Here is a 23,003-nt window from a genome sequence, read left to right as displayed (position 1 = left end):
CTTGATATATTGTTAAAGAGCGACTGCCATAAGCAGTGATAAACGAATGCTTTTTCACGTTAAAAAGAAAAAGAAAAGTCTTTAAAAAAGGTCTTTTCTCTTTTTTCAATATGAAGAAATCGCTTATCACTGCGTATCAACAGCTATCTGATCAGGTAATTCATTGTGAGCGCTTACCGCGAGGATAATGCATCGTTTAAGGAGGTGATCCAGCCGCAGGTTCCCCTACGGCTACCTTGTTACGACTTCACCCCAGTCATGAACCACACCGTGGTGATCGCCCTCTTGCGTTAGGCTAACCACTTCTGGTGCAGTCCACTCCCATGGTGTGACGGGCGGTGTGTACAAGGCCCGGGAACGTATTCACCGTGACATTCTGATTCACGATTACTAGCGATTCCGACTTCACGGAGTCGAGTTGCAGACTCCGATCCGGACTGAGACCGGCTTTAAGGGATTCGCTCACTCTCGCGAGTTGGCAACCCTTTGTACCGGCCATTGTAGCACGTGTGTAGCCCTACTCGTAAGGGCCATGATGACTTGACGTCGTCCCCACCTTCCTCCGGTTTGTCACCGGCAGTCTCCTTAGAGTTCCCACCTTTACGTGCTGGCAAATAAGGACAAGGGTTGCGCTCGTTACGGGACTTAACCCAACATTTCACAACACGAGCTGACGACAGCCATGCAGCACCTGTCTTACAGTTCCCGAAGGCACACCAGAATCTCTTCCGGCTTCTGTAGATGTCAAGAGTAGGTAAGGTTCTTCGCGTTGCATCGAATTAAACCACATGCTCCACCGCTTGTGCGGGCCCCCGTCAATTCATTTGAGTTTTAACCTTGCGGCCGTACTCCCCAGGCGGTCGACTTATCGCGTTAACTTCGCCACAAAGTGCGCTAGGCACCCAACGGCTGGTCGACATCGTTTACGGCGTGGACTACCAGGGTATCTAATCCTGTTTGCTACCCACGCTTTCGCACCTCAGTGTCAGTGTCAGTCCAGAAGGCCGCCTTCGCCACTGGTATTCCTCCCGATCTCTACGCATTTCACCGCTACACCGGGAATTCTACCTTCCTCTCCTGCACTCTAGCTTGACAGTTCCGGATGCCGTTCCCAGGTTGAGCCCGGGGCTTTCACAACCGGCTTATCAAGCCACCTACGCGCGCTTTACGCCCAGTAATTCCGATTAACGCTTGCACCCTCCGTATTACCGCGGCTGCTGGCACGGAGTTAGCCGGTGCTTCTTCTGCGAGTGATGTCTTTCCTGCCGGGTATTAACCGACAGGCGTTCTTCCTCGCTGAAAGTGCTTTACAACCCGAGGGCCTTCTTCACACACGCGGCATGGCTGGATCAGGGTTGCCCCCATTGTCCAATATTCCCCACTGCTGCCTCCCGTAGGAGTTCGGGCCGTGTCTCAGTCCCGATGTGGCTGATCATCCTCTCAGACCAGCTACGGATCGTCGCCTTGGTGAGCCATTACCTCACCAACCAGCTAATCCGGCATAGGCTCATCCGATAGCGGGAGCCAAAGCCCCCTTTCTCCCGTAGGACGTATGCGGTATTAGCCTGAGTTTCCCCAGGTTATCCCCCACTACCGGGTAGATTCCTATGCATTACTCACCCGTCCGCCGCTCGTCAGCATCTAGCAAGCTAGATCTGTTACCGCTCGACTTGCATGTGTTAGGCCTGCCGCCAGCGTTCAATCTGAGCCATGATCAAACTCTTCAGTTTAAAATCATTGTGATTCTTACTTGTCACTCTAAAGCAACAAAAGCGAATCAAACTTGGCTCAAGGTTCAAACGAATTCATTTCAATTTACATTGTCATGACCGCTTGCCTTGATATTTGGTGATTTATCACCCTCATCGGCAAGCGCCCACATGAATTACCTGATCAAATTTTTAAAGAGCATTCGCGAGGTGGTGGTTAGACCGTGCCATTCGATGACCTGAATGACTTGCCTCAGCGAGGAAGGCATATTCTACGCATTCCTGTGTGTTTGTCAATGACTGATTTCGATGTTGATTCCGATTTCAGCGGGAGAAGAAAACGCAATGACTATTCGCTAACTTCTTGACAAACCGAAGGTTTTTACCTTCAACTTTCTTTTTAACACCGCGGACAACGCTGTGCGTCCCCTGCAGCGGATGCGTACTTTACGGTTTCGCCGCAGAGGATGCAAGGAGTTTTGTAAAAAAATTAGTCAGAAGACATCAGCGCCAGCTCTTATTTCAATCTTTACTTTTTCATGCTCGCATCAGCGCGTATAAATTGGTAAAACCAATTAGCCGCCATTTTCCTAATGGCCGATAAACACCCTCCAAATAAAGATAGCAGAACTTTACTTATTTCTGCCAATCAAGGAGCTAACGATGTCCTATGCACCTCTTCGTCAACCTCGATTGGCTGATGTCATCACCGAACGCCTCGAAGCCATGATACTTGAAGGCAGTTTGAAGCCCGGCCAACGCTTGCCGCCAGAGCGCGAATTAGCCGAACGCTTCGGTGTATCCCGCCCTTCCCTGCGCGAGGCGATTCAAAAACTGGCGGCCCGAGGTTTACTGACCAGTCGGCAAGGTGGAGGCACTTTTGTTAATGACGAACTCAATAGCGGCTATACCGACCCTCTGCTGGAAATGCTGACGCGCCACAAGGAATTCCACCTTGATCTCCTTGAGTTTCGCGATGCAATGGAAGGTATCTCTGCTTATTATGCCGCGCTACGCTCAACACCTGCCGATAAAGCCATTTTGATTCAGCGCTTTGAAGAACTCGACAACGGCTTTGCCGGCAAAAATCCTGCTGAGGAAGCCAAGCTTGATGCGGCCTTTCATCTGGCGATTGCCGAAGCCGCACATAATGTCTTGCTGCTCCATACCATTCGGGGCATTTTTCATCTGTTAGAGCAAAGTATTGTCGATAACCTGGCCTTCCTGTTTGCCAAACCGGATTCACGCAGCCAACTGATGCAACAGCATCGCGCCTTACTCGACGCCATTCTGGACGGTCGCGCAGAAGATGCCCGCAGCCGCGCACATGAACATCTGGTATTTGTTGAAGACGGTTTAATGGAGATGGCCAGAGCAGAAACCCGAGCACAGCGCGCTTTGCGTCGTGCTCAAGGAAATGTTTCCAACGCATGATGGGAATACCTCAACGTTCCTGGCGATGGCTGGCCTGGACCCTTCTGCCACTTGGACTACTGCTGAGTATGTGGCAAACATCGCAGGTTGCGCGCGAGCAGGCTTTATCCAATTTGCAGGAAGACGCGGAAAACGAGCTGCGTCTTTCAGCCGCCAACCTGAATGGCTATTTACTGCGTTACGACTATCTGCCTCAAATGCTGGCCACACGTGAAGGCGTCCAGCGCTTTCTTGCCTCACCCGATAGCCAGGACCCAATGCCACTTAACCTATTGCTTGACCGTTTTCGTTTTACGTCAGGCGTATCTGACGTTTACCTGATTGATGACAAAGGCGACACTATCGCTGCCAGCAACTGGCACCGCCCTAATACGTTTATCGGTCAGAATTACGCGTTTCGCAGCTATTATCAGGATGCAATAGCAGGAGGTCAGGGACGCTTTTATGGGCTCGGCGTTCAGTCACGCGAACGTGGCTACTATTTTTCGGCGCCGGTATACCTGGATGACACCTCACCCGATGCCCGTCCGGATGGCGTTATGGTCATCAAGGTCTTGCTCGATAGTGTCGAACAAAGCTGGGCCGAGCAGGAAGCAACACTGTTTGTCACAGACCGGGATGACATCATTTTCATGGCCAGTCAGCCGGAAATGCGTATGAACGCGCTTCACCCACTTTCCAGCGAGCAGCGTGAAGCCCTGCGCAATACACGGCGCTATGCGGTCGAACCGCTGGATGCCTCCGGGATCATCATAGAAGACAACCACACGGCTGATGCGCATATTGTCAGCTTTTCACGAGGCCCCATGCAGGGCGAACGTTATTTACGTCTGACGCGGCCAGTGCCTGAATTCGAATGGGACATTCATATTCTCAAACCGTTGGGGAGCGTCACTAGCGCTCAGTGGCTGGTAGCTCTGATGACGGGAGGGCTGTATGGCGTTGTTGCCTTAGCAGGCGGCATTGGCTGGCAGCGTTTACGCCTGCGACGCGAGCGCGAAACGTTTGCCGAGCGGGAACGACTCACCCTGGCTCGGGTTCGTGACGAACTGGAAGAAAGCGTTGAGCGCCGGACACGTGACCTGGTGGCTAGCAACCAACGCCTTTCTGGCGAAATTGAAGAACGCCGGCGCGCAGAAGAAAGCCTACGCCAGACCCAGGACGAATTGATCCAGGCGGCCAAACTGGCAGTTCTCGGGCAGTTGGCGGCAGGCATTAACCATGAACTTAACCAACCATTAGCAGCAATTCGTGCGTATGCGGAAAACGCCCGGCGATTTTTGGCCCTGTCACGCCTGGATCAGACCGATGCCAATCTAGAACAGATTGTCGAACTGACCCATCGAATGGCCGACATCAGCGCCCAGCTGCGTCAGTTCTCACGCAAGAGCAGCGAGCGTCAGGAAAATATCGCCGTACAGTCCTGCATTGAATATGCCCTGCGGCTGTTTCAAAGCCGCCTGCGGGATGGCCACGTTGAGGTCGTACAGCACTGGCCAGATGAAACACTCTGGGTCAAGGGCGACCTGGTGCGTCTGGAACAGGTCATCGTCAACCTGATCAGTAATGCCCTGCAGGCGATGATGGATACGCCCAACCCACGTCTTGTTGTGCACGTCGAAACCGATGAAAACGAGGTGCATATTCATATCATCGACAATGGACCCGGCATCAACAGTGCGGATATCAACCAGATCTTTGCGCCTTTTTACACCACCAAGGCACCGGGTAGCGGCTTAGGGCTGGGACTTTCCATTTCCTCTCGGATCATGGAGGATCTGGGCGGCAAATTACAGGCTCGAAACCTGGTTAACAGTGGCGCGCAGTTCAGCATTACATTACCGCTTATCCCGACGCCCGACATTGCTATGGAGGCTCCCTCTCATGCATGAACCGTCGACACTGCCGGTTATGGTCATTGACGACGAAGCACACTTGCGTATCACTGCCAGCCAAACGCTGGAGCTTGGTGGGTACACACCACAATGCTTTGAGTCCGCCGAACAGGCACTGGATGCACTGTCCTCCGACTTCCCCGGCGTTATTGTCAGCGATATCCGTATGCCCGGCATGGATGGCATGACGTTACTGCATACGTTGCGGGAACGTGACCCTACCCTGCCGATCATCCTTATCACTGGCCACGGTGATATTTCTACCGCTGTTGAAGCCATGCGCGCCGGTGCCTGGGATTTTCTGGAAAAACCCTTTGCTGGCGACCAGCTTCTTGACGTGGTCCGTCGCGGTCTCGAAAAACGCCAACTCAGCCTGGAGAACCTGCGTCTCAAAGCAGAACTGGAGGTTCAGCAGGCGGCACTCGGACCGCGCCTGGTGGGGCGCACCGAGATCATTTCGCGTCTTGCTGCCATGATCCAGCGGATTAGCCAGGTCGAAACGGATGTCTTACTGTTCGGGGAAACCGGAACCGGCAAAGATCTCGTTGCCCGGGCCATTCATGAACGTAGCCGCCGACGCCACCATCCCTTTATGGCTATCAACTGTGGGGCCGTTCCGGAAAACACCATCGAGTCCGAGCTTTTCGGTCACGAGAAGGGCGCGTTTACCGGCGCTGTCGAGCGCCGTATCGGCAAGTTTGAACACGCTAATGGTGGCACCGTTTTTCTTGATGAGATTGAGTCCATGCCATTGGCCCTGCAGGTCAAATTGCTGCGCGTGCTTCAGGAGCGCAGCATTGAGCGGCTCGGGGCCAATGATGTCATTAAACTGGATATTCGCGTCATTGCCGCCACCAAGATAGACCTGAAAGCTGCCGCAGAAAATGGTCAATTCCGTGAGGATCTTTACTACCGATTGAATGTGGTTACCTTACCGCTGCCCGCCCTGCGCGAGCGACGTGAGGATATTCCGTTATTATTCCAGCATTTTGCAGTCATCGCGGCTAACCGCAGTGGGCTGGAAGCACCTCCACCTGACAGCCACGCCATCGCTGCACTGTTAGCCCATGACTGGCCTGGCAATGTGCGTGAGCTGCGCAACCTGGCCGAACGCTATGTGTTGTTGGGCGCTGCGTTTGATTATCGCCTCACCGCGCTGTTGGAAGGCGATAACGCGGAGACTGAGGCAACGTCTCTGCCGCGCCAGGTGGAGTTGTTTGAAAAAAGCCTGATCAGCCAGTCGCTGGCTCGCCATCACGGACGGGTCACCCGCGTTTGTGAACATTTAGGCATTCCGCGCAAAACGCTTTACGACAAACTCAAAAAACATGCGTTACAAGCCGAAGACTATCGCCACAACAGCGAACCTTGATAAAGCAGTTCCTTGAAGTCTGCCCAGGGGGGTAGCCAGGGTAACAACGTCAGTGTGGCAATCAGCATCAACAGGCTGGCGAGCGGACGACGACTGTCTGCCAGTTTCAGCGCCGTGCCGAAAGAACGCTTCAGGCGCGCGCCTTCCAGGTCAACGCTGTAGATTTCATCCAGCAAAAGGTGGATGACAAAACCAATCGCGACCGCCACCCCATGTGACCAGGCAAGCCAGGCTGACTGCGCCAGCAAATGGAAGCTGATGGCCGCTGCAACCATGCCACATAACGCCCCTGCCAGCAGTGAATGCCAGACACCACGGTGAACCGTCAGACGCGCAAACAGGGCACTACCCAAAAAGCGCACGGCCAGATAGAGTCCGCCACACACCATCAACAAAATGCCCGGCGCTAACCAGGCCTGTAGCACAACAACGCCCAGCACTAGAGCGGGCACTGACAACAGATTAAAAATCAGGCGGATGGAACGAGAACGGTCAGCGTCAATGTCCGGCAGAATGCCGCCAAACGCTGTCAACGCAAATATAAGCAGTGCCTGAGACGGCGGCCACCACTCGGCTTGCCAACCAGCAAACGCCAGCAGGGCACCACCTATCGCGGCCACTGAGATATGTGTGCGGAAATTCGCCATGTCGTCTGGCACCCTAAAAGCTGTACAAAATAACAGACTTTATATCATCACAACATGGCTACATGAAAAAAATTAGACTAAAAAAAAGCCGCCTGACAGGAAGTTAGGCGGCTTTTCAGGATTAACCCGTTACGCGGTGGCGTCTGCCAGAAAGCGATCTTTCAACTTAACGTAATTACCTGCGGTATAAGCAAAGAAGGCGCGCTCTTTATCTTTCAGCGGCCTAAGTTGCCTGGCAGGATTACCGGCGTATACATAGCCACCTTCCAGCTGTTTGCCCGGCGTAACCACGGCGCCAGCGGCAATGATCACCTCATCTTCGACCACGGCACCGTCCATCACAATGGCCCCCATCCCCACCAGAATGCGGTTGCCAAGGGTGCAACCATGCAAAATCGCCTTGTGGCCAATGGTGACATCATCACCCACGGTGAGGGGGAACCCTTCAGGGTTATAGTCACTGGCATGGGTAATGTGCAGCACACTACCATCCTGCACGCTCACCCGGGCGCCAATACGAATACGGTGCATATCGCCACGGATGACCGTCATCGGCCAAACCGAGCAATCATCACCTAGCACCACGTCACCAATGACGGTACAAGCCGGATCAATGTACACCCGCTCGCCCAATTGCGGCGTGGTGCCCTGATACCCTCTCAAGGCGTTATTCATTATTGCCTCCTGATTTGTTTAAGCCAGCGACTGACAGCATTTAAAACAGCGCGCTCAACAGTACGACAAAGGTCAGTGGAATGGCTATCCAGCGCACGACATTGAGCCACACATAAAACCCTCTCCCATGACTCCCCAGCGCCTGTTTGGCTTTTTCCTGAGGCATCACCCAGGCGGCAAATATAGCGATCAGAATTCCCCCAAGCGGCAGGAAAATATCCGGCGGAATACTGCTCACCAGCTCGAATACATTACGCCCGAAAAGGGGGCGGAAATCTGCCAGGGTCGAAAACGACAGCGCTGACAGCAGCCCCATCAACCAGACGCCGAACGCAATCAGCGCAGTGGCTTTGCCGCGCCCCAGACCGGTGCTTTGCAAGGTGGCAACCATGGGTTCTGCCAGATTGATGGCCGACGTCCAGGTGGCCAGCAATAACAGCAAAAAGAAAATACTTAGCCACACAGCCCCCCACGGCAAACCGGAAAACGCAATCGGCAAGGTCACAAACATCAGCCCTGGGCCTTGTGTTGGGTCCAGACCTTGAGCAAACACTACCGCAAAGATCGCAATCCCGGCCAGCAGCGCCACGCTGATATCCAACAACGCCACCGCACCGGCTGCCTTGGGAAGGCTTTGCTCATCCGGCATATAGGCCCCATACGCCATCAATGCACAGGCACCGACAGCCAAAGTGAAAAAGGCGTGCCCCATGGCATGCAGGATGACGGTCGGAGTGATCAACGCCATTGAAGGTTTAAACAGCCAGACCAGCGCCGGAAGGAAGCCATCGGTTGTGCTGGCGTAAATCGCCAACGCAATCAGTAGCACGTAGAGCAGTGGCATCAACAGGTTGTTCAGCCGCTCAAGCCCTTTGGCTACGCCAGCAGCCACCACACTCATGGTCATAAACAAAAACAGCGTGTGGTTGAAAACCAGCAACCCCGGGTTAGCCAGAAACGCATCAAAGCCTGCGCCGATTTCCTGCGCCGATGCACCGCTGAATTGGCCATTGATAGAAGCGACCAGAAACTCTATCGACCAACCGGACACCACCGAATAGAACGACAGGATACAGAACACCGTCACCGCACCAAACGCACCCAACCAACGCCAATGGGTCGATCTGCCACTTTCTACCGCCAACACCCTTAGCGCCTGTATCGGCCCCCGGCGTCCGGCTCGACCAATCATGATTTCTGCCATCATAACCGGCAGCCCCAGAAACAGGACAAACAGAATGTAGACAAGCAGAAAGGCAGCGCCTCCGTTTTCACCCGCAATATACGGGAATCGCCAGATATTCCCCAGCCCCACTGCCGCGCCGGTTACCGCAAGAATAAAGGCGCGCCTGGAACTCCAGCGCTCTAGCGTCTCACTCATGACCTGCCCCATTGACAAAAGCTGTTTAAAAAACGCGACGAGCGTCGTGATACCTCGGTTTAACACTAGCGCGAGGATTGAAACCGCGTTAGCGCGCCCGCACTCTATAGGAAAGATGTATTATCCCGCAATTTTCCCATCGAGGTCAGCATGCCCCACAACCCGCTGCTTGAAGAACATACCCTGCCGCCGTTTGACGAGATACGTCATGAACACGTGGTTCCTGCCGTTGATACATTGCTTGAAGAAAGCCGTGCTGCGATCGAAACACTGGCAGAGCAGGCGCAGACGACTCCCCCCACCTGGGCGTCGTTTGCTGCCCCACTGGAAGCCGTTAACGAACGCTTTTCTAACGTCTGGTCGCCGATTTCCCACCTGAATGGCACCATGAATACGCCGGAGCTGCGTGAAGCGTATGAAGCCTGCCTCGGCAAGCTTTCTGACTTCAGCACCTGGGTTGGTCAACATGAAGGCCTGTTTAACGCCTGGAAAGCTCTCAAGGAAGGTTCTGCCTGGGCATCACTTGATGCGGCCCAACAGCGCACCGTCGAGAACACGCTGCGCGATTTTCGTCTCGCCGGGGTGGATCTGCCTGCCGAGCAAAAAAGCCGCTATGGTGAAATCAAGGCGCGGCTTTCGACCCTGACCAACCAGTATTCCAACAATGTGCTGGATGCGACTCAGGCATGGCACAAGGACATCGACAACGCAGAGTTACTGGCGGGTGTGCCTGAAAGCGCCTTGGCCACACTGAAAGCTACGGCTGAAGCCAAAGGTGTTGAAGGTTATCGCATTACCCTTGATTTCCCCAATTTCTACCCGGTTCTGAGCTACGCTGACGACCGCGCCTTGCGCGAAGAGGTCTATACCGCCTTTGTTACCCGCGCCTCGGACCAGGGCCCAGATGCTGGCAAGTTTGATAATGCGGCGATCATGGAGGAGATTCTGACCTTGCGCAGTGAGCTTGCCGCTCTGCTGGGCTTTGATACTTACGCGGATTACTCACTGGCCACCAAAATGGCCGAATCCCCGGATCAGGCACTCGATTTTTTAAATGACCTGGCACGCCGCGCCGTTCCTCAGGCACGCGAAGAGTTCGCTGAGCTTTCCGATTTCGCCCGGCAAACGCTGGGGATGGAGGCTCTCCAACCCTGGGACGTGGGATACGCCAGTGAAAAACTGCGGGAAGCGCGCCATTCAATTTCCGAAGAACAGTTGCGCCCCTACTTTCCGGCCCCCCATGTGGTTGATGGCCTGTTCCGCGTGGTAGAGCGTCTGTATGGCGTGCGTTTTGAAGAAGACACGCAGATACCTCGCTATCATCAGGATGTGCGTTACTTTCATATCACCGAAGACGGTGCCCCGATTGCCGGTTTCTATCTCGACTTGTATGCCCGGGAAGGTAAGCAGGGTGGTGCCTGGATGGCGGATTGCAGGTCGCGCCATCAAACAGCCGATGGCCTGCAGCTGCCTGTCGCTTTCCTGACCTGCAACTTCACGCCGCCAGTCGGCGATAAGCCCGCTCTGCTGACACATGATGAGGTCATCACGCTATTCCACGAGTTTGGCCACGGGCTTCATCACATGTTGACCCGCCAGACAATTGCCGATATTTCAGGTATCAATGGTGTCGCCTGGGATGCGGTAGAACTGCCCAGCCAGTTTATGGAAAACTATTGCTGGGAGCGCGAAGGGTTGGACTTCCTGGCGCGCCATGTGGATACCGGTGAACCCTTATCCGCCGAGCTGCTTGAGCGGCTGCAGGCGGCCAAAAACTTCCAGTCGGCAATGGGAATGGCGCGTCAGCTGGAGTTTTCCGTGTTTGATCTGCGCCTGCATTCACAGGCATCCGCACCGGATGCATCACAGATCCAGGCAATGCTAGATGACGTGCGCGAGCAGACGGCGGTTGTCCCAATCGTGCCCTTTAACCGTTTCCAGAATAGCTTCGGGCATATCTTCGCGGGCGGCTATGCGGCAGGCTATTACAGCTACAAATGGGCTGAAGTATTGTCGGCCGATGCCTGGAGCGCTTTCGAGGAACAAGGCATTTTTGACCCAGTGACCGGCCAGCGCTTCCGCCAGCACATTCTTGAACAGGGTGGTGCCCGCGATGCGGCTGAGCTGTTCCGTGAATTCCGTGGCCGCGAACCCAGTGTCGAGCCGCTATTGCGCCACAGCGGCATTCGCGCGGCCTGAGAACCTCATCCCACCAATCGCGTGGCATGCCAGTGCCACGCGAGGAGTTTATTATGTCAACGGTAAGACGCTTTATTGCAGGGGTTACCTGCCCGCGCTGTGCTGAGATGGACCGTATACGCGCCTGGGAGCAAAACGGTATTCGTTATCGGGAATGTGTGAGCTGCGATTTTTTTGAACAGCTACCCATTGAAGATGAAACGGCAGCCGAATTACAAACCCGCGTTAATACGCCGCGCGAGGAACAGAAACAGCAGGAGATACAGACAGTGCGCATTCTCGATCCGGGCCGCTCTTCGAAATAAGGGCTTTTCGAAGCGATACGCTCTTCGAAACAGTACGCTCTTAAAAACAAAAGACGCTTCAAAACAAGACGCTCTTCGCAGTAAGGTAAGAAAGCCCTTTTAAGTATCACCTTTAAGGAAACTGCGATGCTGCTCGCTGCTCAGCGTAGCGCCTGGCGCAAGCATGCCCATGACCACCCCGCGCTAACAACCCGGCTGGTCATTGTCGGCCTTATTGCGGCCACTGCCATTTTAATGTCTCACCTGGACCTTGCCACGCTAGCGGCAGGTCTGGGACTTTTCCTATGGGGCATGGGATATCTGGAAAGTGGCATCAAGCGGCTTTCCGGCGGCAAGCTGGAACGCTGGTTACAGCGTGCCACACAGACAAAATCCCGCGCGGTCCTGTTCGGTGCTGTCACGACGGCAACCGTGCAATCCAGCTCCTTGATGACATTGCTGACCATGTCATTTGTCAGCGCAGGACTTGTCACGCTGCCCGCCGGCATTGCCCTGCTGTTTGGTGCCAACCTTGGCACCACTACCGGTGCCTGGCTGATGGCCACCTTTGGTCTGTCGTTTGATCTCGCTCGCTACGCCATGCCGTTTCTTGCTGCGGGGCTTCTGGGCGTGCGTCTGCTTTCCAAAACTTATCATGGCTATGCCCATTTATTGATGGGCATCGGGCTACTGTTTCTGGGCATCGACTTTATGAAACTCGGCTTCAGTGCCTGGCAGGATGGGCTTTCGTTGGCCGGATTTGCTGGTATCCAGTTCTGGCACTGGCCCTTGTATGTGCTGTTTGGCGTCATGGCGACGGTGGTCATGCAATCCAGTCATGCCACCCTGCTGATCACGCTTGCCGCTCTGGCGAGCGGGCAGCTGCCTTATCTGCCTGCACTGGCAGTGGCCATCGGTGCGAATGTAGGCACCACTGTCACCGCCTTACTGGGTGCGCTTGGCGCCAGCATTGCCGCTAAACGGCTCGCCGGTGCCCATGTGGTGTTCAATCTGTTCACCGCCGCCGTCGCCCTGCTATTACTGATGCCCCTGGCTTGGCTGGTAGATTACGCTAGTACGTTTATTGGCATTGAGGCAGATGCTTGGCCGCTGAAACTAGCGTTGTTTCACACCCTGTTCAATGTGCTTGGCATTGTGTTGATGCTGCCTTTTATTACTGTCCTGGCAAACTGGCTTGAACGCCTTATCCCATCTGAAGTCAAGCGCAGCGAGGCTGAAGCCCGCTATCTTGATGCCTCAGCGCTGCAACATTCAGACACCGCGTTGAATGCGATTGGACTGGAATGCCAACGGCTTGAAAGGCGCGCCTACCAACTACTTTGCAATGCGTTGCTGTTGCACAGCGCAGATGTGCTGGGTCATCCACCTTCACCGGAAAAAGTCACGAAACCGATCGATATCCATCACTGGCCAGCCGTCAACGAACGCTACCATGAGCGTATCAAACCATTGTTGAGCGAAATTCTGGCGTTTTATGCCCGCCTTGAAGCGCCGCTGACTGATGCACAGAAGGCCTATCTGGAAACGCGCTTGCAACAGATCTTCCGGCTGGTGGAAGCAGTACGTTTTGGCGAAGTGCTGCAACGCAGCCTGTTACGCCATGCAGTCCCTCATAGCCCATTGAAGGAGGGACACGATGCATTACGCTTAGCCCTGGCTCAGGCTCTGAACTACCTCAGTCAGCGGCCTGAGGGTGAGGCCGTGAGCATCACGACACTGGTTGGTCCACTCGATGATACCCGCCGATTCTGGCAACAGGAAACGGCTCAACGTCTGCGCCAGCAACGCCTTGCTCCTCCCCTGGCGTTAACATTGATGAACGATTTTCATCAGGCCAGCCGGTTGATTGATGCGCTAACACCGGCACAAACTGATGACGGGGCTCATCGCGCGGTCTAGCGGAAGCCTATCTGCCTTCCTCTTTCTCTTCCTCTTATTCTTATTCTTATTCTTATTCTTACTCTTCATTTTTCCTTCTTTAAACATCCTTACGTACAAGTGTGCGTAAATCCGCACATCTTAAACAACATTACGTGCGGAATTGTTAACACTTCCCCCTCCCGCGCCATAGACCAAAGTTGAAAACAAAAAATATAATCTATTGTTTATTAAGAATAAAACTAATCATGGCACAGTAATCGCTACTTCTTAAATGCAAAAAATATCTGAGTGGTAACAACACTGATGTTATCGCCTCTGAAGATGGGGCGATTATGTCATTTCACATCTAATAACAGTTTCAGGAATTCTCGCCATGCGCATGAAAAAAACCGCAATGAAAACCGCAATGCCAACCGCCGCTGCTTTACTGGCTGGCATGACGCTACTTGCCGCAGGTAACGCTCAGGCTGACCGTTCCGCGTGGCCAGATAACTTTACCGTCGGCACAGCAAGCCAAGGCGGCACCTATTACGTGTACGGTTCCGGCTGGGCCAACTTCATTGCTGATGAGCTTGGAATTTCTGGTGGTGGCGAAGTCACCGGTGGCCCGACTCAGAATCTCGCGCTGGTTCACGGTGGCGATGTAGCTTTCGGCCTGACCACGATGGGTCCGGCGTCCGACGCCATCAGCGGTAAAAGCCCACTGGCACCGGGGCTTGAAATGGATAACGTCTGTGCCATGTTCCCAATGTATGAAACGCCCTTCTCGATCACTGCGCTAAGCTCGTCCGGCATTGAATCCATTGAAGATATTCCGGACGGTGCGCGCATCGGCTTTGGTCCGGCTGCCTCAACCTCCGATACTTACTTTCCTGCCATGCTGGAAACCCTTGGCGTAGAATTTGATCGTCGTAACGGTGGTTGGTCTGACCTTGGCGGCCAGCTTCAGGATGGCCTGCTGGACGTCATTGCCTTTGCAGCAGGCATCCCGATTCCTGCCGTCAGCCAGCTGGAAGTTCAGACCGACGTTAATATCATCGAATTCACCGACGCCGAGGTCGACACCATCCTGGAGAACTTCCCGGTAGCAGAGTTCATGATCCCCGCGAGCACTTATGAAACGCTGGAAGAAGATGCCCGCGCCGTTTCCATGTGGAACTTCGCCATTGCCGGTTGTGACCTGCCGGAAGATTTCGTCTACGAAGTGACCAAAGTCACCATGGAAAATAACGACCGCCTGCGCTCCGTACACCGCAGCGCCGTCACTAGCATTCCGGAAAACATCGACAAGAATACCGTGCTGCCTTTCCACCCGGGTGCAGCTCGCTGGTACCAGGAAAACGGCTACGAGATTGCTGAAGACATGATCAAGTAAGCCTCAAGTACCATCGGCCTGCCCCGCTCCGGCACACCTGCCGGGCGGGGCAGGTTTCGCATGTACCTCCCCCTTTTTCTATTGGCAATGCATGAGGGTGGCCTCTTATGAGTCACAAATCTGACCCCAATCCTGACGATCGTCAGGATGATACTTACGACTCGGACGCTTCGCCCATCGTTGTGGAAGGCGTTGATGAAGACATCGTCGAAAACAACCGTCGTCTGTTTAGTGGCTGGCAGTTCTGGTTATTTGCTGCCATGGCAGTGGCCTATTCTGCCTTTCACCTGATTTCGCTGAATATTTATCCGATGGAGACATGGTCCTACCGGATCGTCCACATCGCTGGTGCCTTGATTCTGGGTTACGGCCTGTATGCCGGAAGCAATTTTGCACAAAGTGAGCATGAAGCATCTCCCGTTGCCCTCAGGTGGCTCAGCTATGTATTGCTGATTCCTGCGCTTTACGCGCTCCTGCAGGTCTTCATGATGCAGCAGACGCTGTCAGGCGGCGCCATGCGTATCGACCCGATGGTGGAGTCCTGGCATTACGGTTACCCGCTGATGCTGACGACGGCGGTGGCCATTGTGCTTTCCTGGGTTTACCGGCAGGAACGTCATCGTTTCAACCCGGCCGACCTGGTACTGATGGTGTGCGCCCTTGCCAGCGCGGGTTATCTGCTGATGGCGTTTAACACCAACATGCGGATGTCGACAGGTACTTCCTTTGCACCGGAGGGTATCTCATGGGCCGCGGTGGCGGGGTCGTTACTGATCCTTGAGCTGACGCGTCGCGTGGCAGGCCTGGCGTTGGTAGTTATCTCCGTTATTTTCCTGCTTTATGTGTTTGCTGGCCCCTACCTACCCGGTTTTCTGGGCTATCCTGGTCTGTCCATTAACCGTTTCTTCAGCCAGGTATACACTGATACCGGTATTCTCGGCCCCACCACGGCGGTGTCGTCTACCTATATCATTCTGTTCATTATCTTCGCGGCGTTCCTGCAAGCGTCCAAGGTCGGCGACTATTTCGTCAACTTTGCCTTTGCTGCCGCTGGCCGCACCCGTGGTGGCCCCGCCAAGGTGTCAATCTTTGCATCCGGGCTGATGGGCATGATCAACGGCACTTCTGCCGGGAACGTGGTTTCCACCGGTTCGCTGACCATTCCGTTAATGAAAAAAGTCGGCTACCCGGGACGTAGTGCGGGGGCCATTGAAGCAGCAGCCTCTACCGGCGGGCAGATCATGCCACCCATCATGGGGGCAGGTGCCTTTATCATGGCGGAAATTACCGGCATTCCGTATACCGAGATTGCCGTTGCCGCCATCATTCCGGCCATTCTTTACTTCCTGTCTGTCTATTGCATGGTCGATTTTGAAGCGGCCCGCAAAGGCATGCGCGGTATGCGCGAAGATGAAATTCCCAAATTCCGCAAATTGATCAAGCAGGTCTATCTGTTTGCCCCCATCATCATTCTGATTGTCGCCCTGTTCATGGGCTACTCGGTGATTCGTGCGGGCACCCTGGCCACCGCCTCGGCCGCCGTGGTGAGCTGGCTTTCACCGAACAAGATGGGACCTGTGGCTATCCTGCGCGCCTTGCAGCTCGCGGGCATCATGTCGATCCAGATCATTGCCGTTTGTGCCTGCGCGGGTTTGATTGTGGGGGTTATTTCGCTGACCGGTGTCGGCGCGCGCTTTTCCTCACTGCTGTTGGGCCTGGCGGGCGTCAGCCAGCTACTGGCGCTGTTCTTCGCAATGCTCATCAGCATTCTGCTGGGAATGGGGATGCCCACCACGGCAGCATATGCCGTGGCCGCGTCAGTCGTCGCACCGGGTCTGATCAATATCGGCATCGAGCCGTTAATCGCACACTTCTTTGTGTTCTACTTCGCGGTGGTATCGGCGATCACGCCACCCGTGGCATTGGCATCTTACGCGGCAGCGGGTATTTCCGGCGATAACGCCATGGGAACTTCCGTCGCCTCGTTCAAGATCGGTCTGGCAGCTTTCATCGTGCCGTTCATGTTCTTCTATAGCCCGGCCATGTTGATGGAAGGCTCCACCATGCAGATTATGCGTGTCGCTATTACCGCCACGCTGGGCATTATTCTGCTTTCGGGCATGGTGCAGGCCTGGTTCTTCGGGCCGGTTAAAACATGGCAACGTGTCGTCATGCTGATCGGAGCGCTCTTCATGATCTACGGCGGTATCTATTCCGATATTGCCGGGCTTGCCATCGGCATTGCCCTGTTCATGATGCAGCGTAAGCTATATGGCAACGGTAAAGCTGCCGCTTCAACCGGCTAACAACACCACGTAGCTTTGCTGAAAGGCTCTTGGACATAACCCCCGCCTCTTGCGAGTGCGGGGTTTTTAATGGCCGGTTTTTAATAGCTGGTTTTAATAACAAGTATCAATAGCAAGGCATCAAATGAGCGCCATTTCAGGAAGCGGATAACACCGCTCAGCCGGTCAGGTTATCAACGATTTTCAGTACCGGTGCTGACTGGTTCAGCGTATAGAAATGCAGGCCTGGCGCGCCACCATCAAGAAGACGCTCACAAAGACGCGTGACCACATCGCTGCCAAATTCAGCAATCGACTCACTATCATCGCCATAGCTTTCCAGTTGCTTGCGAATCCAACGCGGAATTTCCGCCCCACACGCATCAGAGAAACGCGCCAGCTTGGTATAGTTGGTGATCGGCATGATGCCGGGAATGATCGGTTGCGTGACACCCAGCGCACGCGCCTTATCAACAAAGTGGAAGTAGGCGTCTGCGGTGAAAAAATACTGGGTGATGGCCATATTCGCCCCCGCTTTCATCTTGCGGGCAAAGTTTTCCACATCCCTATCGAGATCAGGTGCCTGTGGATGAGACTCTGGATAGGCCGCCACGGCAATCTCAAAGTGGTCACCGGTTTCATCCCGAATAAACTCGACAAGCTCATTGGCATAGCGCAACTCACCGACACTGGCCATGCCTGAAGGCATATCGCCACGCAGCGCCACCAGGCTATCAATACCTTCTTCACGGTATTCATTCAGCAAATCACGCAGCTGCGCCTTTTCACTGCCGATGCAGGACAAGTGCGGTGCAGTGGTAATTCCGCTGTTGCCAACCTCGCGTACGACTTCCCGGGTGCGCGCTTGCGTTGAACCGCCTGCACCATACGTCACGGAAAAGAATCGTGGATGACGCGTCGCCAGCTGATCACGGGCTTGCATAACCTTTTCACGACCCGCATCGGTGTTGGGCGGAAAAAATTCAAAGCTGATACCGAGGGGATGTTCCTGGCGGCTCATGGTATTCCTCATGGTCAGTCAATTTGGCTTGCCGATGTATGGGCGCTGTCTGGAATGCTATTCTCGCTGTTGCAACGGGTCTCGGCTAATGAAAGATTCCACACATCAACGTTAATCCGGCTCATGTTAATGCCCGGACACTCAGGAAAATGATTCATGGATCACCTTGCTGCCAGTGCCTTGACCGGCCCTTTGTTGATGCTGCTCTCGTTTGTCGGGCTTGGCTGGATCGCCGCACAGTGGCTACGCATTGACCCGCGCCCGATTGCCACCCTGCTGGTTTATCTGATTGCACCGTTTACGTTTTTCCGTGCGCTAATGAACGGCGGGCCCACACCAGACTATCTGTTACTGACCCTCGTGCTGTTTATGACCAGCAGCGCCATTGCCGTGCTGGTCAGCGCCACCACGCGGCATCGCTTTGGTGCCCAGGAAGGCGCTCTGCTGGCATTTTCCTCAGGAACGGGTAATACCGGGTATTTTGGCCTGCCTGTGGCCTTGATCCTCCTGCCACCCGAAGGCATCACGCTGTACCTGTTCTGTATTCTGGGGATCACGCTGTATGAATTTACCGTGGGGTTTTATATCAGCGCTCGCGGGCAGTTCTCGGTACGCCAGAGCCTTGTCAAGATTGCTCGCCTACCGCTGATATACGCCTTTTTGGCAGCGTTACTACTGACGCAGCTGAATATCACACTTCCCCCGGCCTTGATGACATCACTGGATGTTTTTCCTGCCACCTACACCTTGCTGGGCATGATGATTATCGGCATGACGCTCAGTAGCGTCACCCTGGCCGCCTGGGACACACGCTTTATTGCAGCCTGTGTCGCACTGCGTTACGGGGTGTGGCCACTGGCTACCCTGGGGATTGTGCTGGCCTTGCAGCAGTGGATGAATATTCCGGCACCGCTTGCCATGGCCATTCTGCTACTGGGTGTGGTGCCCATGGCCGCCAACGTGGTGGTAGTCGCCATGGAACTGGGGATTCAGCCACAGAAAGGCGCGCTCGCGGTGTTGGTCACCACACTGATGGCGCCGTTTCTGATTCCTTTATATCTGGGGGTGATGCTAAAAATGACCGGGCTGGTTTAGGGATAGGCTCGTTCAGGGATAGGCTTGTTCAAACACGTCTGCACCACTGTGGCGGTGTTCCGGGCAGTCTGCGCTGACGCTCAACATCATATCGGCCACGTTTTCCGCGATCATCATGGTTGGCGCATTCGTGTTTCCGGCGATGATTGCAGGCATGATCGAGGCATCAACGACACGCAACCCCTGAACGCCCCTCACGCGCGCCTGCGGATCCACAACGGAGACCGCGTCCCGCCCCATCCGGCAGGTCCCGACCGGATGATAGATTGTCTCGGAGAGTGTTCTGATGTATTCGATCAATTCCTCGTCCGACTGAAGGGACTCGCCTGGTTCGATTTCGGCCTTGATCCGCGTAGATAATGCCGGTGCAGCCATGATGCGGCGGGCGATTTTCAGGCCCTTCAGCATAACGGCAACGTCATCAGGATGACTCAGATAATTGGCTTCAATCCGCGCAGATGCCAATGGGTCGGCACTGTTTAGCCGTATACGACCCCGGCTTTTCGGAAACAGAGCGCATACGTGCATCGTGACACCATAGCCCCATAAGACCTCCCGCCAATGGTTGCGTAAATACGCCGGGATAAAATGGAACTGTAGATCGGGGCGCTCCTGGGATGGATCGGATTTCACAAAGCCACCGGCTTCCGCCACATTCGATGTAAATTCCCCCGAGCTTTGTGTCGCCAGGCGCCAGGCTGCCTTGATGGCCCGCGGTATAAAGCTGGGCGCAATACCCAGGGGCTCACTCTCCTTTGTGGAAGACATGACGGCAATATTAAGATGATCCGCTAGGTTCTCGCCAACCTCTGCCGCATTGTGCAGCAGCGGGATACTATGACGTGCCAGTTCTTCTGCTGGCCCAATGCCTGAAAGCATCAATAGCTTTGGCGAATTCACAGCACCACCTGACAGAATCACCTCACCGCCCGCATTTAACCGCAACTCCCGATCATGCAGTTGCACACCCGTAGCTCGATGCCCCTCGAATAACACTCGCTCAACCTGCGCGCCCGTCTCAATCGTAAGGTTCGGCCGGTTTCGTACCGGGTCAAGAAAAGCACGGGCGGCGCTAAAACGTTTACCGTTACGTTGAGTCACCTGATACAGGCCAACACCCTCCTGGCTCTCGCCATTGAAATCAGGGTTTTCAGGAAACTCACATTCCACCCCCGCCTGAACAAAGGCGCGGCTCATCGGGTTGACTTCGCGTAGGTTACTGACTGACAGGGGGCCTTCGGTATTATGGTGCATACCTGAAAGGGCCGTGTTGCCTTCCATCCGTAAAAACAACGCTCGCACGCGCTCCCAGCTCCATGCCGGCCCAGCGGCGGCAGCCCACCCATCGTAATCAGCGGAGTGCCCACGCGCGTAAATCATCGCGTTAACCGAGCTGGAACCGCCCAGCACCTTACCGCGCGGCCAATATAGCCGCCGACCGTTCAGCGCAGGCTCGGGTGCCGTTTTATAGGCCCAGTTGAGCTTTTTGGTGTGTGCCAGCAGCGCCATCCCAGGCAGCGGCATATGAATAAAAGGATTTCTGTCGCCCGAGCCAGCCTCAACAAGGCACACCCGCGTGTTTCGGTCAGCCGACAGACGGTTGGCAAGAACACAACCGGCGGACCCCGCACCGACGATGATATAATCGAACATGAGTTATCTCAGAAGCCCTTTGATAAGGCTTCAATCTGCTCACCCCTTTGACTTAGCATCACCTCAACAAAAGCGAGCAAGTTGACTTCTTCCATGATTATTTCTCCATTAAATACGCGATATCGACTATTTCATTGTCAGATTAGCGAAGTGACGTTTTTAGCACTAATTCTTAAAGCCTGTTGAGAGACTCTAGGCTATCAGACCCGTCTTTGAAGCAAACTCGCCTGCAATTTAATCATTCTTAATTAAAATTGCATTTTCAGACCTTTACCCTCAGTCCAAGACATCAAACCCTGCCACGCCTGCGCGTTGGAGAGCTTCCGCCATTCGCTGGAGTTCGGGGTGGTTGAAAAAGGCGTGGAGTGCTTCGCTGCGTACAGGGCCAATGCCGGGTAGTGCTTGCCATTCTGCGACACTCAGCGCTGCAAGGGTTGTCCAGTTGCCTGTCGCCTTTTCGTGCCCGGTGGGCGCACCGAGTGCTTCCAGCCAGGTGGCAAAGGGTTGCGTTTTTACGTTTTCAAACTGGGCCAGGAGTTGGGTAGCGGTGGTGTCACCGATGCCGGGCACTTGCGTCAATGCGCTTTCGGTCAACCACAACCAATCAAGCAACCCGGTGACAGCACCGGCGTTAAGTAGCGCTTGCCAGGTACTTTCCCCGATACCGCGCAATTCCAGTGTCTTCCCTAGCCAGTCCAAACGGGCCAGCAGTTGATCCTGACAGCCGGGGAGCGCGCTTTGCAGTTGCAGGCAGCTTAGCCCGTGATAGGCCTGTTCATCCGGCACCTGCAGGGTTTGGCGCTCAGGCGCTGACCAGACAACACTGGCCAGCTGTGGAATTGTCAGCCCACCCAGCGTTACCGCAACGTGGTCACCCGCTCGCACATCCAGCGCTTGCCAACGCGCCAGCGAACCCAGCGAGACGCGGCTGATTCTGCGCCCTTCAAGCGTCACCGGGTGCAAGTGAATCAGCGGTGTTATCCGCCCTGTCCGGCCGATACGAAAGGCAACACCGCGCACTTCAGCGAGTACCTGCCGGGCCGGGTATTTCCAGGCAACGGCCCAATCAGGGGGTTCATCACTCCAGTGCTGGCCCTCCAAACGTTCGCCCTGTTTAAGCACGATGCCATCGGTGGCAAACGGCAACGGCTGATGAAACCAGCGCTCTCGCCAACCGTCTGCCTGGGCGTAATCGTTCACTGAGTGCGTGTAATCCGCGGTGTTAAAACCCAGCTCAGTGAGCCTGGCCAGCTTCTCCGGCATGGTCGACGGGCCATCCGGCCATCCCCATACAAATAGCCCGATACGTGACAGGGTTTCTGTGTCTGGCGCTGCCTGTGCCATGGCTCCGGCAACGGTACTGCGTGCCCGACGGTGGCCGTCCTGCGCCTGCCTGTAATCATTCACCTGCCAGTAGAGTTCGCCCTGCAACACCGCCGTTATCGGCAGCGGCAATGAGTCAGGAATGGCGGCAATCCGCTGTGCCTGCGCGCTCCAGTCATGCCCGTTCTGACCGTCCCCTCGGCTTATGGCGGCAACTAGCTGGCCATCAACATATTCAAGGGTGACGGCAACGCCATCGACTTTCGGTTGAATCCAGAGGTCATGCCGACGACTCACCCAGCGTTTGATATCAGCCGCGTCGCGCTTTTCGAGGCCGCGTTGGGCAAAGGGATGCGTGCGTATTTCATCTCCTTCAGCAAGCGATCTTTCTCGGCGATGAGGCTGGGTGATGCCTGCACAGGCACGCCATGTTTCCAGCCGGGCTACGGCCTGGTCGTAGAGTTCATCGGCAACCAGCGAGGTGCCTTCATGATAGTAGGCGGCGTCCCAGAGGTTGATCTGTTCGCTTAGCCCCTGAATATCGGCGTTAAGGGCCGCTGCGGGTTTATTCGGGCAGCCTTCCCCCTGGGCAGTGGGTGCCATAAGCACCAGCCAGATCGGCAGGCTTTTTATCCATCGACACATCCCTGTGATCTCCTTTTTTGGTCTTTGCTCCGCTTCCTGCGGCCATCTGTTCTTGCGCTATCTGTTCTTGCATTTTAAGCATAGACAAAAAAACGCCCCGCGGTATCG

At 54.9% G+C, this 23,003-nt stretch carries 15 protein-coding genes and 1 rRNA gene; 9 read left to right on the top strand and 7 right to left on the bottom strand.

The window, feature by feature from the left end:
- Window positions 1-197: 197 nt before the first annotated feature.
- Window positions 198-1,730: ribosomal RNA gene (locus tag ACU6TU_RS02490) — 16S ribosomal RNA — on the bottom strand.
- A 642-nt stretch (window positions 1,731-2,372) separates the two neighbouring features.
- On the opposite strand from ACU6TU_RS02490, the gene ACU6TU_RS02485 reads away from it, so the two are divergent.
- The 3 genes from ACU6TU_RS02485 to ACU6TU_RS02475 are packed head-to-tail and all read left to right on the top strand — an operon-like array spanning window position 2,373 to window position 6,410.
- Window positions 2,373-3,143 carry a GntR family transcriptional regulator gene (locus ACU6TU_RS02485; RefSeq protein WP_447143014.1) on the top strand — a complete coding sequence of 257 codons (771 nt, stop codon included), beginning with the start codon at window positions 2,373-2,375 and terminating at the stop codon, window positions 3,141-3,143.
- Window positions 3,140-5,035 (top strand): sensor histidine kinase, encoded by a 1,896-nt coding sequence (locus ACU6TU_RS02480; RefSeq protein WP_447143013.1) that lies wholly within the window; start codon window positions 3,140-3,142, stop codon window positions 5,033-5,035. Before ACU6TU_RS02485 ends, ACU6TU_RS02480 begins: the two co-directional genes overlap by 4 nt.
- Complete coding sequence (locus ACU6TU_RS02475) at window positions 5,028-6,410, top strand: sigma-54-dependent transcriptional regulator (RefSeq protein ID WP_447143012.1); 1,383 nt, start codon at window positions 5,028-5,030, stop codon at window positions 6,408-6,410. Before ACU6TU_RS02480 ends, ACU6TU_RS02475 begins: the two co-directional genes overlap by 8 nt.
- On the opposite strand, the gene ACU6TU_RS02470 is transcribed toward ACU6TU_RS02475, so the two are convergent.
- The 3 genes from ACU6TU_RS02470 to ACU6TU_RS02460 all read right to left on the bottom strand — a co-directional run bounded on the left by ACU6TU_RS02470 (window position 6,386) and on the right by ACU6TU_RS02460 (window position 9,113).
- Window positions 6,386-7,057, bottom strand: a complete 672-nt coding sequence (locus tag ACU6TU_RS02470) for a metal-dependent hydrolase (protein ID WP_447143011.1) — start codon at window positions 7,055-7,057, stop codon at window positions 6,386-6,388. The two genes, ACU6TU_RS02475 and ACU6TU_RS02470, sit on opposite strands and share 25 nt — an antisense overlap.
- Window positions 7,058-7,186: 129 nt before the next feature.
- Window positions 7,187-7,732 carry a gamma carbonic anhydrase family protein gene (locus tag ACU6TU_RS02465; RefSeq protein WP_447143010.1) on the bottom strand — a complete coding sequence of 182 codons (546 nt, stop codon included), beginning with the start codon at window positions 7,730-7,732 and terminating at the stop codon, window positions 7,187-7,189.
- A gap of 40 nt (window positions 7,733-7,772) precedes the next feature.
- The gene (locus ACU6TU_RS02460) at window positions 7,773-9,113 is read right to left on the bottom strand and encodes a sodium-dependent transporter (RefSeq protein ID WP_447143009.1); all 1,341 of its coding nucleotides are present in this window, start codon (window positions 9,111-9,113) and stop codon (window positions 7,773-7,775) included.
- A 150-nt stretch (window positions 9,114-9,263) separates the two neighbouring features.
- Between ACU6TU_RS02460 and prlC the strand changes: the two genes are divergently transcribed.
- From prlC to ACU6TU_RS02435, 5 genes are all read left to right on the top strand, one after another.
- Window positions 9,264-11,312: an oligopeptidase A gene (prlC, locus tag ACU6TU_RS02455; RefSeq protein WP_447143008.1), complete on the top strand. Its 2,049-nt coding sequence runs from the start codon at window positions 9,264-9,266 to the stop codon at window positions 11,310-11,312.
- A 53-nt stretch (window positions 11,313-11,365) separates the two neighbouring features.
- Window positions 11,366-11,617 (top strand): YheV family putative zinc ribbon protein, encoded by a 252-nt coding sequence (locus ACU6TU_RS02450; RefSeq protein ID WP_447143007.1) that lies wholly within the window; start codon window positions 11,366-11,368, stop codon window positions 11,615-11,617.
- 126 nt (window positions 11,618-11,743) lie between these two features.
- The gene (locus ACU6TU_RS02445) at window positions 11,744-13,516 is read left to right on the top strand and encodes a Na/Pi cotransporter family protein (protein WP_447143006.1); all 1,773 of its coding nucleotides are present in this window, start codon (window positions 11,744-11,746) and stop codon (window positions 13,514-13,516) included.
- Between the two features lie 376 nt (window positions 13,517-13,892).
- Window positions 13,893-14,873, top strand: coding sequence for a TAXI family TRAP transporter solute-binding subunit (locus ACU6TU_RS02440; RefSeq protein ID WP_447144165.1), 981 nt, complete (start codon window positions 13,893-13,895; stop codon window positions 14,871-14,873).
- A gap of 107 nt (window positions 14,874-14,980) precedes the next feature.
- The gene (locus tag ACU6TU_RS02435) at window positions 14,981-17,179 is read left to right on the top strand and encodes a TRAP transporter permease (protein ID WP_447143005.1); all 2,199 of its coding nucleotides are present in this window, start codon (window positions 14,981-14,983) and stop codon (window positions 17,177-17,179) included.
- A 157-nt stretch (window positions 17,180-17,336) separates the two neighbouring features.
- Here the strand turns inward: ACU6TU_RS02435 and metF are convergent, their stop codons facing one another.
- Window positions 17,337-18,179 carry a methylenetetrahydrofolate reductase [NAD(P)H] gene (gene metF, locus ACU6TU_RS02430; RefSeq protein WP_447143004.1) on the bottom strand — a complete coding sequence of 281 codons (843 nt, stop codon included), beginning with the start codon at window positions 18,177-18,179 and terminating at the stop codon, window positions 17,337-17,339.
- A 156-nt stretch (window positions 18,180-18,335) separates the two neighbouring features.
- On the opposite strand from metF, the gene ACU6TU_RS02425 reads away from it, so the two are divergent.
- Window positions 18,336-19,274, top strand: coding sequence for an AEC family transporter (locus ACU6TU_RS02425; RefSeq protein ID WP_447143003.1), 939 nt, complete (start codon window positions 18,336-18,338; stop codon window positions 19,272-19,274).
- 12 nt (window positions 19,275-19,286) lie between these two features.
- On the opposite strand, the gene ACU6TU_RS02420 is transcribed toward ACU6TU_RS02425, so the two are convergent.
- Both ACU6TU_RS02420 and ligB read right to left on the bottom strand, forming a co-directional pair.
- On the bottom strand, window positions 19,287-20,927 hold the full coding sequence (locus ACU6TU_RS02420) for a GMC family oxidoreductase (protein WP_447143002.1): 1,641 nt from the start codon (window positions 20,925-20,927) through the stop codon (window positions 19,287-19,289).
- Window positions 20,928-21,203: 276 nt separating this feature from the next.
- On the bottom strand, window positions 21,204-22,895 hold the full coding sequence (ligB, locus tag ACU6TU_RS02415; RefSeq protein WP_447143001.1) for an NAD-dependent DNA ligase LigB: 1,692 nt from the start codon (window positions 22,893-22,895) through the stop codon (window positions 21,204-21,206).
- Window positions 22,896-23,003 lie beyond the last annotated feature (108 nt).

Source organism: Halomonas sp. LS-001 (assembly GCF_052983955.1).
The sequence above is the reverse complement of the archived record's forward strand: the minus strand, read 5'-3'. Positions and strand labels throughout refer to the sequence as shown.

Coding starts and splice junctions, on each gene's coding strand:
- ACU6TU_RS02480 (WP_447143013.1), top strand. CDS start 3,140: ATGATGGGAATACCTCAACGTTCCTGGCGATGGCTGGCCTGGACCCTT.
- ACU6TU_RS02470 (WP_447143011.1), bottom strand. CDS start 7,057: ATGGCGAATTTCCGCACACATATCTCAGTGGCCGCGATAGGTGGTGCC.
- ACU6TU_RS02435 (WP_447143005.1), top strand. CDS start 14,981: ATGAGTCACAAATCTGACCCCAATCCTGACGATCGTCAGGATGATACT.
- ACU6TU_RS02425 (WP_447143003.1), top strand. CDS start 18,336: ATGGATCACCTTGCTGCCAGTGCCTTGACCGGCCCTTTGTTGATGCTG.
- prlC (WP_447143008.1), top strand. CDS start 9,264: ATGCCCCACAACCCGCTGCTTGAAGAACATACCCTGCCGCCGTTTGAC.
- ACU6TU_RS02450 (WP_447143007.1), top strand. CDS start 11,366: ATGTCAACGGTAAGACGCTTTATTGCAGGGGTTACCTGCCCGCGCTGT.
- ACU6TU_RS02475 (WP_447143012.1), top strand. CDS start 5,028: ATGCATGAACCGTCGACACTGCCGGTTATGGTCATTGACGACGAAGCA.
- ACU6TU_RS02485 (WP_447143014.1), top strand. CDS start 2,373: ATGTCCTATGCACCTCTTCGTCAACCTCGATTGGCTGATGTCATCACC.
- ACU6TU_RS02440 (WP_447144165.1), top strand. CDS start 13,893: ATGAAAACCGCAATGCCAACCGCCGCTGCTTTACTGGCTGGCATGACG.
- ACU6TU_RS02460 (WP_447143009.1), bottom strand. CDS start 9,113: ATGAGTGAGACGCTAGAGCGCTGGAGTTCCAGGCGCGCCTTTATTCTT.
- ligB (WP_447143001.1), bottom strand. CDS start 22,895: ATGTGTCGATGGATAAAAAGCCTGCCGATCTGGCTGGTGCTTATGGCA.
- metF (WP_447143004.1), bottom strand. CDS start 18,179: ATGAGCCGCCAGGAACATCCCCTCGGTATCAGCTTTGAATTTTTTCCG.
- ACU6TU_RS02445 (WP_447143006.1), top strand. CDS start 11,744: ATGCTGCTCGCTGCTCAGCGTAGCGCCTGGCGCAAGCATGCCCATGAC.
- ACU6TU_RS02420 (WP_447143002.1), bottom strand. CDS start 20,927: ATGTTCGATTATATCATCGTCGGTGCGGGGTCCGCCGGTTGTGTTCTT.
- ACU6TU_RS02465 (WP_447143010.1), bottom strand. CDS start 7,732: ATGAATAACGCCTTGAGAGGGTATCAGGGCACCACGCCGCAATTGGGC.